Origin of the sequence: Actinomadura latina NBRC 106108 (genome assembly GCF_001552195.1) — a bacterium.
Lineage (GTDB): Bacteria > Actinomycetota > Actinomycetes > Streptosporangiales > Streptosporangiaceae > Spirillospora > Spirillospora latina.
Map to the genome: position 1 here is coordinate 23,121 of NZ_BCQS01000016.1, position 13,049 is coordinate 36,169.

The window sequence follows — 13,049 nt, forward strand, 5'->3', positions numbered from 1 at the left end:
CATCGGGGGCTCCGGACGGGTTCGACGATCTGCAAGCAGGGGCACCTGGACACCAGGTGACCTGACTTCCTGTCGGCGGACCGGGCGCGGCCATGCACAACTACCCGAACTACCGAACCGATGGCAGAGGCCGAGGACTTCGGGACGATCAAGAAGGCTGGACGGCCGCCCTCCAGTACATGGGGGAGTGCCGTGATCGCTTCTACGCTAGCGCGGGGCGTGATCTCGGCATGGCCGGCCCGCTTCCACCGTCCGGCCGCTGGCCTCGCACATGGCGTCGGGATGAACTCGCTCAATGACCCCGCCCAGTGCGCTGTCCACGAACGCCGCCCGGTCGAAGCTCGTTGAGTTGCGGCGTGTTGCCCTTTCCGACGCGTTCATAAGGGCAACACGCCGCAAGTCAACGCACCTGTTGAATGCGTGCCGGTGGCTTGGAACCCCCAGCAGATCAGGGGAGGTCATGGGTTCCTGTCTTGATCGCGTTGAGGAGAGCTGACCACTCGGCGGCGGTGAGGGCGAGGACGGGGCCGGTCGGGTTCTTGGAGTCGCGGATCGCGAGCTCGTCGCTGAACTGCGCGACCTCCACGCAATCTGCTCCCTGTGCTGAACGAGAACTCTTACGCCATAGGGGTTCGCTATTTTTAGTGCTCATCGATACCAATATGCCGCTTTCGATGCAGCTTGGCCAAGTCGGAGATCATGGTGAGTGACTCGTCGGCCCCGAGGGCCGCCATTGCCAGCTGGTTGAACGCGAGCGAGTAGGTGTGAACCTGCGCATCGTCCTCGACGTACAGCGCGCTGGTCAATCCATCGATGTAGACGATGTCTGGCATGTGATGCTCGGGGAACTCCATATGGGCGAAGGCTCCAGTCGTTGCAGGGTGGGCGCCTGCGGGGAAGGGGAGTACCTGAATCATCACATTGGGATGCTCGGAGATGCTGAGCAGGTGATCACACTGCCTGGCCATCACTTCTGGACCGCCGATCGTACGTCTGAGGGCCGCTTCATCGATGATCGACCACACTCGGAGCGGTTCGGGTTCTTGGCGTGTGATGAGTGTCTGCCGTGTTCTGCGGACTTCTACCCGGCGATCGACCTCCGAGAGCGGTGCGAACTGCATAAGGCCCACTCGGATGATCTCGTGGGCGTACTCCTCGGTCTGTAGGAGCCCGTTGATCATCAGGGCGTTGTAGCAGCGGAGGGACTTGGCTTCGGCTTCGAGTTCGATGTAGGCCGCGTAGTCGGTGTGGATCGTGTCGGCGTAGGCGTCCCACCAGCCGCGTTGGCGTGCCGTCCGGGTCAGGGCCAGCAGTGCTTCGCGCTTCTCGGCCGGGACGCCGTAGAGGTCGCAGAGTTGGTTCACGTCCGAGGTCTTGATGCCCTGGGCCGCCGTCTCGATGCGCGACAGCTTCGGGGCGGACCATCGTCCCCCGCACTGCACCTGTAGCTCGGCGGCGACCTGGTCCAAGCGCATGGTCGAGCGTTCGCGCAGGCGGCGCAGTTCGGCGGCGAGCTTGCGCTCCCGGATCGTGGGGCGGCGTTCAGGCATGTACTGAGTGTGCCGTGTCCGCTACGCCTGCGGGGCGATTCTCCAAGATCGTTCGCAGTGAAGGATGGAATTTTTCATTTCTCCTTGCGATCACTGCCTGTTCTGGAGCACGATGCGTCGCGTCGCCGACACGGAGAGTGGCTCTCGGTTGTGGATCAGGGAGAGGTGAGGTGTCGGATATGTCCAGCGCTGCCGGGGTGGTTCGGCTGGGTGGGTGTGCGGTGTGGGCGTTGCCGGCGGAGGCTCGGTGCGCTCGGGTGGCGCGGGAGGTCGTCCGGGAGACGCTCGGGGCGTTGCCGCTGCCCGAGGGGATGGTGGACGACGCGGTCACGATGGTTTCCGAGTTGGCCACCAATGTGTTCGCGCATGCGTTGGGTGGGCGGGCGCTCGCGATCATGCCTACGGCCGGGCTGCCGGAGGTGCAGATCTACGGGCAGGGGCGCGGGACGGAGGTCGTTGTGCGTGTCTTCGACTCTGCGGCCTGGTGTGGGACGGTGCGGTCCGGGGCGGGCCTTCGTCCGCCGGTGGATGCTGAGGGTGGCCGCGGGCTTGAGCTGGTCAATGCCCTGGCCGTTGAGCACCGGGGGCGATGGGGTGCGCATCGGAGCCGGTCGATGCTGGGGTCCGTGCCGGTTTCCGGGAAAGTCGTCTACTTCGCGCTGCCTGCGGCCGTGGCGTGGAGTCCGCCTCGGCGGGACTGCCATGAAGCGGCTCGGGAGTTGCGGCGGTTGCTCGGGGTGCGGGGGATCGGGCCGCTGCATCTGAGTGAGGGGTGGCGGATGGCAGTGCTCTCAGTGCGGGCGGAGATCACTGTCTGGGTGCGGGACGAGACGTTCTTCGTCACCCTGCCGGAGGCCGGTGCCCTCTGCCGTCCGGTCTGCGACGTCGTCGAGGTGGCGGAGACGATCGTCCGGTGCAACGAGGATCTCAATGCCCGGGTGCGGCCGGTGGTGTGAGGGAGAGACGGACGAGGCCCCGGGAGCCGTCCCGGGGCCTCTTCGCGTCATTCTTCGGTTGTTCCGTTTTCTTCTGGGGCGGGGCCTATGGGACCGCTGATGGAGACGATGGGGCTGTCCAGGGGGTCGCCGGAGCCGTCTCGGCGGCCCATGGTGACGTTCAACATCGCCGGCTTGCCGTTGGCGGCCGCCGCGCGGAGCGGCGTCGGGGCGGCCCATGCCTGGAGCAGGACGTCCTCGCCCTTGAGGAAGCGGTGGGCCCGGACGCCGCCCGTCGCGCGGCCCTTGGGCGGGAAGTCGGCGAAGTCGGCCAGCTTGATCGCGCCCGTCTGGGTGCCGGGGAGTGCCGAGGACGAGCCCGAGACCGTGATCACGCGGGCCTCGCGGGCCGGGTCCAGGGCGCCGAACCACATGACGCTCGCGCCCGCACCGAGCTTGATTCCCGCCATGCCGCCTGCGGCCCGGCCCTGCGGACGGACGAGGGACGCGGCGAAGTGCAGGAGTTGGGCGTCGGTCGTGATGAAGACGAGGTGCTGGTCCTCGGACAGCAACTGGACGGCGCCAATGACCCGGTCGCCCTCCTTGAGGCCGATGACCTCGAATTCGTCGCGGTTGGCCGGGAAGTCGGGGACCACGCGCTTGACCACGCCGTGCGCCGTCCCCAGGGCCAGGCCGCCGCCTTCTTCGCCCACGGCGGCTATGCCCACGGCGGCTATGCCCACGACTGTTTCGTCCGGTTCCAGGTCGACGTACTCGGCCACCGGGGCTCCGCCCGCCAGGGACGGGGGTGTCGCTGAGGGGGGCAGCGTCGGCAGGTCCAGGACGTCTATGCGGATCATCCGGCCGTGGGACGTCACCGCACCCACCTGGCCCCGGGCTGTCGCGGGGACCACCGAGGTCAGGACGTCGTGCTGGGCACGCGGGCCGCTGTCGGGCAGGGGCGACGCGTCATGGGTGCGGGCCATGAGCCCGGTGGACGAGAGCAGCACCGTGCACGGGTCGTCCGCCACCTCAAGGGGGACGGCCGTGGCCGCCGTCTGGCCCGAGGATTCGAGGAGGATCGTCCGCCGGGGGGTGTTGAACTCCTTGGTGACGTCGGCCAGCTCCTTGGAGACCACGCCGCGGAGCTTCTTCTCCGACTCCAGGATCGCGGTCAGGCGGGCGATCTCCTTGGCGAGCTGCTCCTTCTCCTTCTCCAGTTCGAGGCGGTCGTACCGGGTGAGGCGCCGGAGCGGGGTGTCCAGGATGTACTGCGCCTGGATCTCCGACAGTTCGAAGATCTGCATGAGGCGCTGCTTGGCCTGGGCGGCGTCGTCGCTCTGCCGGATGACCTGGATGACCTCGTCGATGTTCAGCAGCGCCACGAGCAGACCGTCCACCAGGTGGAGGCGGTCTTCGCGCTTCTTGCGGCGGAACATCGAGCGCCGGCGGACGACCTCGATGCGGTGGTCGACGTAGACCTGCAGCATGTCGCGCAGGCCCAGGGTGCGGGGCTGGCCGTCGACCAGGGCGACGTTGTTGATGCCGAACGTCTCCTCCATCGGCGTCAGCCGGTAGAGGTCGGCCAGGACGGCCTCCGGGTTGAAGCCGTTCTTGATCTCGATGACCAGGCGGAGGCCGACCATGCGGTCGGTGAGGTCCTTCAGGTCCGAGATGCCCTGGATCTTCTTGTTGTTGACCAGTTCCTTGATCTTGGCCTTGACGCGCTCCGGCCCGACGGCGTACGGCAGTTCGCTGACGACGATGCCCTTGCGGCGGGGCGTGACGTTCTCGATCGAGACCGTGGCGCGGGTGCGGAACGTTCCCCGGCCGCGCTCGTAGGCGTCCCGGATGCCGTCCAGGCCGACGATCTTGCCGCCGGTGGGCAGGTCCGGGCCGGGGACGAAGCGCATCAGGTCGTCGAGGGTGGCCTCGGGGTTGTCGATCAGGTACCGGGCGGCGGAGATGACCTCGCCGAGGTTGTGCGGCGCCATGTTCGTGGCCATGCCGACCGCGATGCCGGACGCGCCGTTGACGAGCAGGTTCGGGAACGCCGCCGGCAGGACCTCGGGCTCCTGCTCCTGCCCGTCGTAGTTCGGGCGGAAGTCGACCGTGTCCTCGTCGATCGACTCGACCATCAGCATCGCTTCGCGCGACATCCGGGCCTCGGTGTACCGCATGGCGGCGGGCATGTCGTCGCCGCCGAGCGAACCGAAGTTGCCGTGGCCGTCCACGAGCGGCATCCGCATCGCCCACGGCTGCGCCATCCGCACCATCGCGTCGTAGATGGCGCTGTCGCCGTGCGGGTGCAGCTTGCCCATGACCTCGCCGACGACGCGGGCGCATTTGACGTGCCCGCGGTCGGGGCGGAGCCCCATCTCGTTCATCGAGTACAGGATCCGGCGCTGGACGGGCTTCATGCCGTCGCGCGCGTCCGGAAGCGCCCGCTGGTAGATCACCGAGTAGGCGTACTCAAGGAAACTGCCGCGCATCTCGTCGGAGACATCGACGTCGACGATGTTCTCTTCGAAGTCCGGCGGAGGTGGAGGGGCTTGGGATCCGCGTCGTGCCATGCCCCACATTGTGGCCGGTCCCGGGGACATCTTTCGCCCGCCCCACCGAGTGCGCCGCCCAACTCGGGGGATTGGTGCCGTTCCGTCACCTTGGCGGACCTGGCAGATTGAGGGCGAACGCTTTCGATATCCCCAGGTGGAGGTTCCCTTGAGCGGTCTGGCCGACTTCCAGAACTCGATCTATCTGCAGGGCCTCGGCGACATCGTCCCCTCGCTGCCCACGGACCTGACCAAGCTGGAGGGCCTCGCGGAGCGCTCGCTTTCGGCGCGGGCGTTCGGGTACGTGGCGGGATCGGCGGGCAGCGAGGCGACCGCGCGCGCCAATCGGGAGGCCTTCGACCGGTGGCGGATCGTGCCGCGCATGCTGCGGGACGTCGCCGACCGGGACCTGTCGGTGGACGTGCTGGGCACCTCGATGCCCTCCCCGGTCTTGCTCGCCCCCATCGGCGTCCAGTCCATCTTCCATCCGGAGGGCGAACTGGCCGTCGCGCGGGCGGCCGCGGCCGACGGGGTGCCGATCGTGCTGAGCACGGCCTCGTCGTTCTCCATGGAGGACGTGGCCGAGGCGAGCGGGGACGGGCCCCGCTGGTACCAGCTGTACTGGCCCAAGGACAGGGAGCTTGCCGTCAGCTTCCTGGAGCGGGCCAAGGCGGCCGGTTACACGGCTCTGGTGGTCACGCTCGACACGTTCACAATGGCGTGGCGTCCGCGCGACCTCAACCAGGCGTACCTTCCGTTCCTGCGCGGGATCGGTGTCGCCAACTACTTCAGTGACCCGGTCTTCCAGAAGGCTGTGGGCGGGCCCATCACGGACGCCAACAAGGACACCGCGATCCTGCACTGGGTCGCCAACTTCGGAAACCCCAGCCTGACTTGGGACGACCTCATCTTCCTGCGGGACCACTGGGACGGCCCCATCGCGCTCAAGGGCATCCAGCATCCAGATGACGCCCGCCAGGCCGTGGACGCCGGCATGGACGCGGTCATCGTGTCCAACCATGGCGGACGCCAGGTGGACGGGGCCATCGCCTCACTGGACGCCTTGCCCGGCGTCGTCGAGGCCGTCCATGACCAGGCGACCGTGCTGTTCGACAGCGGAATCCGGACGGGATCGGACGTCGCCAAGGCGCTCGCACTCGGCGCCAAGGCCGTCCTGGTCGCGCGTCCGTACGCCTATGGGCTGGCGCTCGCCGGTCAGGCGGGAGTCCAGCACGTCTTGCGTTGCCTCCAGGCTGAGTTGGAGCTGACCATGGCTCTCTCCGGGATCAGGACTCTGGAAGGACTGACCCCGGACATCCTTGTGCGCGGGTAACGGCCGCCATCGCGGCGGCCGCCGGTACGTCATGGTTTTCCGGGTAGGGACACCGGCATGCGCTGGCCCGATCACGCCATCTGGTGGCACGCCTACCCGCTCGGTTTCGTCGGCGCCGAACGCGAGGCCCTCCCCGCGGGCGCGCCCTCCGTGCCCCGGCTCGCCGGAAGGTTCGCAGGCTGGCTCGACCACCTTGTGGAGCTCGGCTGCAACGGGCTGGCCCTCGGCCCCGTGTTCGCGTCCGAGACCCACGGCTACGACACCGTCGACCACTACCGCATCGACCCAAGGCTCGGCGGCGAGGACGACCTGCAACGGCTCATCGACGATGCGTCCCAGAAGGGCGTCAGAATTCTGCTGGACGGAGTCTTCAACCACGTCGGACACGGCTTCGAACCATTCAGGGATGTCGCCGCTAGAGGCGACGAATCCCCGTACCGGAACTGGTTCCACGCAGACCTGCGCACGTTCGAAGGCCATGACCGCCTCGTCACGCTGAACCACGACGAACCCAAGGTCGCCGACTACGTCACCGACGTCATGACCCACTGGCTGGAGCGCGGCATAGACGGCTGGCGTCTCGACGCCGCGTACGCCGTCCCGCCACCCTTCTGGCGGACGGTCACAGACCGCGTCCGCGCGCGCTTCCCCGACGCCTGGTTCGTCGGCGAGGTCATCCACGGCGACTACACGCGCCTCGTCGAGCACACCGGATTCGATTCCGTCACCCAGTACGAGCTCTGGAAGGCCATCTGGAGCTCGCTCAACGACCGCAACTTCTTCGAACTGGCCCACGCCCTAGAACGGCACAACGGGATGCTCGACACGTTCGTCCCGCAGACCTTCCTCGGCAACCACGACGTGACCCGCCTCGCCAGCCGCCTGAACCAGAAGGAACACCGCGACCATGCGCTCGTGGTCCTGCTGACCATCGGGGGCGTCCCGTCCATCTACGCAGGCGACGAGTTCGGTTTCGAAGGCATCAAGGAAGAACGCATGGGCGGGGACGACGCGATACGGCCGGCCTTCCCCGAACGTCCCGACGAGACCCCTGGCTACGCAGCCCCTTACCACCGTCTGCATCAAGAACTGCTCGGCCTAAGGCGACGCCATCCATGGCTGGTCCGCGCCCGGACAACGGTCGCCACCTTGACCAACACGGCTCTCTCCTACACAGTGGGGCACGGCGCGGATCGGCTCGCGGTCGTCCTCAACCTGGACGACGAGCCCGCCACGGCCGGCCTGCCCGCCGCCGACTGGACGTGTGTAGCCGGTGAAGCGAGCTTCACCACCGACACCGCCGCCGTCCCCCCGGCAGGATGGGCGATCGCCGAACCATGACATCCGTCATGGGTCATCCACGCATTCCTCACAGTCGCTTCCTGACGCCTGTGACTGCACGTCCGCGCCGCGGGCGGCCAGCATGGATGTCATGAAGGCACCTGTGATCGAGGTACGCGACCTGGACCTGAACGAGGCCGTCCGGAACGTCTCCTTCACCGTGGCCGAAGGGGAGATCTACGCGCTGCTGGGCCGGTACGGCTCCGGCAAGACGACACTCCTGGAAATGCTCGCCGGCCTACGCCGCCCCACAAGCGGAACCGTCCGGTTCAGGGGCGCCGACCCCTACACCGACCGCGACTCCGCGCGCGCTGGGGCCGTCTGGCGTGACGGTGGCCTGTTCCCAGGGCTGACCGTCACCGAGGTCATCGACACATGGCGGCGCTGGACGCTCGACCCGATCACCCGCGACGAGGCCCTGCGCATGGCCCGCCTCACCCACGTCGCCGACGTCCCGTTCGAGAAGCTGACCCCCGGCCAGCGGCGCATGCTCGACCTCGCGCTCGCCCTCATCGGACGTTCCGACGTCCTCTTCCTGGACGAGCCCACCGCAGGGCTCGACGCCACCGGCGCACGCGAGGTGTGGTCCGTCCTGCTCATGCTGGCCGCGCACGGGGTCGGCATCGTCGTCACGACCCGCGACCCCGACGAGGCGTGCCGCGCCGACCGGGTCGGGATCCTGGACGAAGGCCGCCTGGTCACCGGCCGGGACGCCGTCCGGCTCCGCGCGGCCTGACCGGCGGCGCGTCCAGTGACGGCCGCATACGCTGGGCGCGTGCAGCCCAGCATCCCGCGTCCCACCGTCATCGCCGCGATCATCGTGGGGATGACGGTGCTGACGCTGGCCGGGTTCCTGCTGCCGGCGCTCTGGTACGAGATCACCGAGCGGCGGGAGGCCGGCCACCTGCTCCTCGCCCTCAGCGGCGTCGCCGCCGCGTTCGTCCTCTACGCCCGGCTCCTGTGGCAGAACCTGATGCGCCGCACCGCGCCCGCCCACCGGCTCGGGCTCGCCGCGATCGCGCTGATCTGCTGGGCGATGCCGCCGCTGCTCGGCACCGGGCAGGGCTGGGGGAACGCGCTGCTCGTCCCGGCCGGGCTCATCGCCGTCGTGCTCCCGGTCCGCGAGGCGATCCCGGTGACGGCGGCGGCGACCGTGCTGACCCCCGTCTACGGCATGATCCTCGGGCTGCCCACCCTGACCGTCCTGTACGAGATCACCGGGGTGCCGCTCGGCGCCTTCTCCGGATACGTCACCGTCTGGCTGTTCCACGTCGTCCAGGAACTCCGCGAGGTGCGAGCCGAACTCGCCCGCTCGGCGGTGGGGGAGGAGCGGCTTCGCTTCGCCCGCGACCTGCACGACGTCCTCGGCCACAGCCTGCAGGCGGTCGCGCTGCGCGCCGAGGTCGCCGAACGGTTCCTGGAACGCGACGACGGGCGCGTCCGCAAGGAGCTGACCGAGATCCAGACGATGGCGCGGGACGCCGTCCGGGACGTGCGCGAGGTCGTCCGCGGCTACCGGGCCACCTCCCTGCGCACCGAGCTGGACGGCATGTCCGCCGTGCTGCGCGCCGCCGGGATCCGGTGCGAGCGGCCCGAGGTGTCCCCGTCGCTGCCCGCGCACGTCCACGAGCCGCTCGGCTGGGTCGCCCGCGAGGCCGCCACCAACGTCCTGCGGCACTCCAGCGCCACCTGGTGCGAGATCACCGTCGACGCCGGCCGCGACCGCGTCCGGCTGGAGATCGTCAACGACGGCGCCGGCCGCCGCGCCGGCGACGCGGGCAGCGGCCTGGCCGGCCTCACCGAGCGGATCACGGCCGCCGGCGGCGAGTTCACCGCGGGCCCGGCCGGCGACGGGACGTTCCGGGTGACGGCCGCCGTCCCGGCCACGACCGAGGGAGAGCCATGATCCGCGTGCTGCTGGCCGACGACCACCTCCTGATCAGGGAGGCGCTCGTCCTCCTGCTGGAGACCGAGGACGGCATCGAGGTCGCCGCCGACGTGGGACGCGGAGACGAGGCCGTCGACCGCGCCCTCGCCCTCAAACCCGACGTCGCCGTCCTCGACATCGACATGCCCGGCCTGGACGGGCTCGCCGCCGCCGAGCGCCTCTCCCGCGACCTGCCCGGCTGCCGCCTGGTGATCGTGACCGCGCACGGGCGGCCCGGCAACCTGCGCCGCGCCATGGCCGCCGGCGTCCGGGGCTTCCTCGGCAAGGACGCGCCCGGCCGGCAGCTCGCCGAGGTCATCCGGCAGGTCGCCGCCGGCGCCCGCTACATCGACCCGCAACTCGCCGCCGACGCCCTCGCCGCCGAGGAATGCCCCCTCACCCCCCGTGAACTCGACACCCTCCGCGCCGCCGCCGACGGCGCCCCCGTCTCCCGCATCGCCCGCGGCCTCGGCCTCTCGGAGGGCACCGTCCGCAACTACCTCTCCGCCGCCGTCACCAAACTCGGCGCCGACAACCGCCACGCCGCCGCCCAGGCGGCCCGCGACCTCGGCTGGCTCTAGTCTTTTTGCGGACGCGACCGCGACGTCGAGGTCGTCGACGGCTCGGGTCCGGACGGGTCGGCTAGCGGCGGGCTACGACGAGGCTGCCTCGTTTCGTCACCGGGAGAGGGGTGCGGAGCCTGGTGGCGGCTTCGGTGGCCTGGGGGCGGGGTACGCGGCGGGCGATCAGGTAGTCGCGGACGGCGGCGCGGTCGGGGAGCGTGATCAGCGGGGCGTCCCAGCGTTCCACCTCGACCTCGCCGAAGACCTCGCAGACGCGGTCGGGGGCGTCCTCGGCGTCGAACGGGCTCGGCTCGGGACGCCAGACGGGCGCCAGCTCGGGGCTGTCGTCCCGGCGGACCGCGGAGGCGAGCAGCAGCCCGCCGGGGGCGAGGACGCGGCGGGCCTCGCGCAGCGCGCGCCCCGGATCGTCCAGGTGGTAGAGCACGTTCACGGCCACGGCCGCGTCGAACGTCCCGTCGCGGAAGGGCAGGCGCAGTGCGTCGGCCCGCACGCGGGCGCCCGGATGGGCGCGCAGGAGGGCGCCGGACGCGTCCAGGCCCACCAACCGGAGCGGCGGCGGATGGGGGAGGGCGGCGCTGAGGGCGCCCTCCCCGCAGCCGATGTCCAGGACGAGGGACGCGCCGGCCTTCAGCAGCTTCGAGGCGATGTGGTCGTGCAGGCTCCGCGCCCCGATCAGGTATTTCCTGGTGACCCTGCTCGCGAGACGGAAGCGCTCGGGGTCGGAGTCGGAGTCGGGTTTGAGGGCCATGCATAAGGCATGCCCGGTGAGCTGCCGCGAAAGCGTTGTCAGGCGGTGGCGCCGCCGTCGATGACGAGGTCATGGCCCACCACGTGGGTCGAAGCGTCAGAAGCGAGCCACAGGACCGTTGAGGCGACTTCAGCGGTCGCTGCTACACGGCCGGCTGGGACCGCCGTGCGCATCCGGGTGGCGCGGTCGGTTTCGTTCTCGCCGGGGAGGAGCGACATCGGGGTGTCGCTTGCCCCGGGGCTGACGGCGTTGATGCGGACGCCGTCGGCGATGTGGTCGAGCGCAGCCGTCCGGGTGAGGTTGCTGACACCGGCCTTGGACGCCGCATACGCGGCCATGCCGGGTCGCCGTCCATGCGCTCCGATGTTGGACGAGACGTTGACGATCGTCCCGCCGCCGTGGGCGCGCATGTGGGCGATCTCGTGCTTCATCGACAGGAACACCCCGGTCAGGTTCACCGCGAGGACGTCGTCCCAGGCGCCCTCGTCGATGTCGGCGACCGGGCCGGCCGCGCCGAGGATTCCCGCGCTGTTGACCGCGACGTGCAGGCCGCCGTGGCGGGCGGCCACCGTTTCGACCAGCCGGGCGGCGGACGCGGTGTCGGTCACGTCCGCGACCACGTGATCGGCCGTGCCGGGGCCGATCTCCTTGACGGCCTCGGCGAGCGCGGTGACGTCCCGTCCGGCGAGGACCACGGTGGCGCCCTCGCGGGCGAACGCGTGCCCGATGGCGCGGCCGATGCCGCCCGCGCCGCCCGTGATGAGGACGATCTTGCCGCTGAAGGTCATGGTCGGGCTCCTTGATTCTAGATCGATCAGTCTCGAATTGGGGTGAAAAGGACCCCGGCCGCGCCGGCCAGGGGAAGGGTCAGCCGAGCAGGCCCAGTGCCTCGCGCGCCGCGTCCCGGAGGCGGCCCTCGTCGGCGGGGGCCCGGCCCAGGACGCGCATGCCCTGGAACAGGACGAGCAGCAGGCGGGCCAATGAGCGCGGATCCCTGCCGGGCGGCAGCTCGCCCTGTGCCCGTGCGCGTGTCAGCGCCGACGTCAGAGATGCCTCCAGGAAGGCCCAGCTGGCCTCGACCAGCCGGGCGGCCTCGGCGTCGCGGGCGGCCAGCTCGACCGCGGTGTTGACCACCAGGCATCCGCGCCGGGGCCGGTCTTGGGCCGCTTCCTCCGCATAGCGCTCGATCAGCGCGCGCACCGCGGGCAGGACGGGCCCCGGCTGCGACAGCGCCTCCGCGATCTTCGGGTCGGTGTCCTGGAGATAGCGTTCGAGGGCCTTCAGATACAACTCGTGCTTGCCGCCGAACGTCCCGTAGATGCTGGCGCGGGCGATGCCGAGACGCTCCACGAGATCGGCCATGGAGGTCGCCTCGTAGCCGCGCTCCCAGAACAGGTCGAGGGCGCGCCGGAGCGCGGCGTCGGGGTCGAACTCCTTCGTCCGTGCCATGGCAGGACGGTAACCCGTTCAAGAACGAACGGTCAAATATCAGCTCTGCGGGCGCGCGGGAACGGCCGGGCGGTCGAGGTCCATGGCGTCCAGTACGGACCCGTCGGCGGCGAGGGCCTCCACGACCGGCCCCCGGCGGGCGCCCCACACCACGACGACGTGCCCGTGCGCGGGGACGTCCAGGATCCGGTTGCCGACCCTGACCCGCGCCACCTCCGCCGAGGCCCGCAGCCGCGCCTCGTGCACCCACTTGGCGCCCCAGGGCAGCAGCCGGTTGGAGTTGCGGACGGTCCGGCCCGACCCGTATTTCAGCAGGTGGCGACCCATCTCACCGGACGACCGGCGCATCAGCGGGTCGGCGGGCGCCGATCCGCCGGCGCCGCCCAGCTCCCGCCACTCGCCGTCGCGGCGGTGGAACGTCCAGCCCTCGATGAACGCCGACGCGTCGGCCCACTGGTGCAGGAACGTTACAACGGCGACGTCGCCGTCCATGTCGAGGCCGAGCGGAAGGAAGTCCCGTCCGTTCTCGAAGGCGGCGGGAGCGGGAACGGGCAGGCCGTCCGTGAGGAGCCTCAGGCACTCCTCGTGCACCTCGTGGTCGTTCATGTGCGGGACCTCTGGATTGTGCAG

Annotated in this window: 13 protein-coding genes; 6 read left to right on the top strand and 7 right to left on the bottom strand. The window is 70.1% G+C overall.

Annotated features, from left to right (window positions below):
• Nucleotides 1-448 precede the first annotated feature (448 nt).
• Both AL2_RS21385 and AL2_RS21390 read right to left on the bottom strand, forming a co-directional pair.
• On the bottom strand, nucleotides 449-652 hold the full coding sequence (locus tag AL2_RS21385; RefSeq protein ID WP_067636160.1) for a DUF397 domain-containing protein: 204 nt from the start codon (nucleotides 650-652) through the stop codon (nucleotides 449-451).
• Nucleotides 642-1,550 (bottom strand): helix-turn-helix domain-containing protein, encoded by a 909-nt coding sequence (locus AL2_RS21390; protein ID WP_067636162.1) that lies wholly within the window; start codon nucleotides 1,548-1,550, stop codon nucleotides 642-644. The genes AL2_RS21385 and AL2_RS21390 overlap by 11 nt, the downstream gene beginning before the upstream one ends.
• Before the next feature lie 179 nt (nucleotides 1,551-1,729).
• Here AL2_RS21390 and AL2_RS21395 point away from each other — a divergent pair, with 179 nt between their 5' ends.
• Complete coding sequence (locus tag AL2_RS21395; RefSeq protein WP_067636164.1) at nucleotides 1,730-2,506, top strand: ATP-binding protein; 777 nt, start codon at nucleotides 1,730-1,732, stop codon at nucleotides 2,504-2,506.
• 47 nt (nucleotides 2,507-2,553) lie between these two features.
• Here AL2_RS21395 and AL2_RS21400 read toward each other — a convergent pair whose 3' ends face one another.
• Entirely contained in the window at nucleotides 2,554-5,058 is a 2,505-nt protein-coding gene (locus AL2_RS21400) for a DNA gyrase/topoisomerase IV subunit A (protein ID WP_067636260.1), read from the bottom strand.
• 148 nt (nucleotides 5,059-5,206) lie between these two features.
• Here AL2_RS21400 and AL2_RS21405 point away from each other — a divergent pair, with 148 nt between their 5' ends.
• The 5 genes from AL2_RS21405 to AL2_RS21425 all read left to right on the top strand — a co-directional run bounded on the left by AL2_RS21405 (nucleotide 5,207) and on the right by AL2_RS21425 (nucleotide 10,219).
• Nucleotides 5,207-6,370 carry a lactate 2-monooxygenase gene (locus tag AL2_RS21405; RefSeq protein ID WP_067636166.1) on the top strand — a complete coding sequence of 388 codons (1,164 nt, stop codon included), beginning with the start codon at nucleotides 5,207-5,209 and terminating at the stop codon, nucleotides 6,368-6,370.
• A gap of 57 nt (nucleotides 6,371-6,427) precedes the next feature.
• Entirely contained in the window at nucleotides 6,428-7,711 is a 1,284-nt protein-coding gene (locus AL2_RS21410; RefSeq protein ID WP_067636168.1) for an alpha-amylase family glycosyl hydrolase, read from the top strand.
• 91 nt (nucleotides 7,712-7,802) lie between these two features.
• Nucleotides 7,803-8,447: an ABC transporter ATP-binding protein gene (locus AL2_RS21415; protein ID WP_067636170.1), complete on the top strand. Its 645-nt coding sequence runs from the start codon at nucleotides 7,803-7,805 to the stop codon at nucleotides 8,445-8,447.
• A 39-nt stretch (nucleotides 8,448-8,486) separates the two neighbouring features.
• A complete protein-coding gene (locus tag AL2_RS21420) occupies nucleotides 8,487-9,617 on the top strand; it encodes a sensor histidine kinase (RefSeq protein WP_067636172.1) in 1,131 nt (376 codons plus the stop codon).
• On the top strand, nucleotides 9,614-10,219 hold the full coding sequence (locus AL2_RS21425; RefSeq protein ID WP_067636174.1) for a response regulator transcription factor: 606 nt from the start codon (nucleotides 9,614-9,616) through the stop codon (nucleotides 10,217-10,219). Before AL2_RS21420 ends, AL2_RS21425 begins: the two co-directional genes overlap by 4 nt.
• Nucleotides 10,220-10,280: 61 nt before the next feature.
• Here the strand turns inward: AL2_RS21425 and AL2_RS21430 are convergent, their stop codons facing one another.
• From AL2_RS21430 to AL2_RS21445, 4 genes are all read right to left on the bottom strand, one after another.
• Complete coding sequence (locus AL2_RS21430; protein WP_067636176.1) at nucleotides 10,281-10,970, bottom strand: class I SAM-dependent methyltransferase; 690 nt, start codon at nucleotides 10,968-10,970, stop codon at nucleotides 10,281-10,283.
• A gap of 38 nt (nucleotides 10,971-11,008) precedes the next feature.
• Nucleotides 11,009-11,758, bottom strand: a complete 750-nt coding sequence (locus AL2_RS21435; protein ID WP_067636178.1) for an SDR family NAD(P)-dependent oxidoreductase — start codon at nucleotides 11,756-11,758, stop codon at nucleotides 11,009-11,011.
• A 79-nt stretch (nucleotides 11,759-11,837) separates the two neighbouring features.
• Nucleotides 11,838-12,419 (bottom strand): TetR/AcrR family transcriptional regulator, encoded by a 582-nt coding sequence (locus AL2_RS21440; protein WP_067636180.1) that lies wholly within the window; start codon nucleotides 12,417-12,419, stop codon nucleotides 11,838-11,840.
• 39 nt (nucleotides 12,420-12,458) lie between these two features.
• Entirely contained in the window at nucleotides 12,459-13,025 is a 567-nt protein-coding gene (locus AL2_RS21445) for a hypothetical protein (protein ID WP_067636182.1), read from the bottom strand.
• Nucleotides 13,026-13,049: the final 24 nt, after the last annotated feature.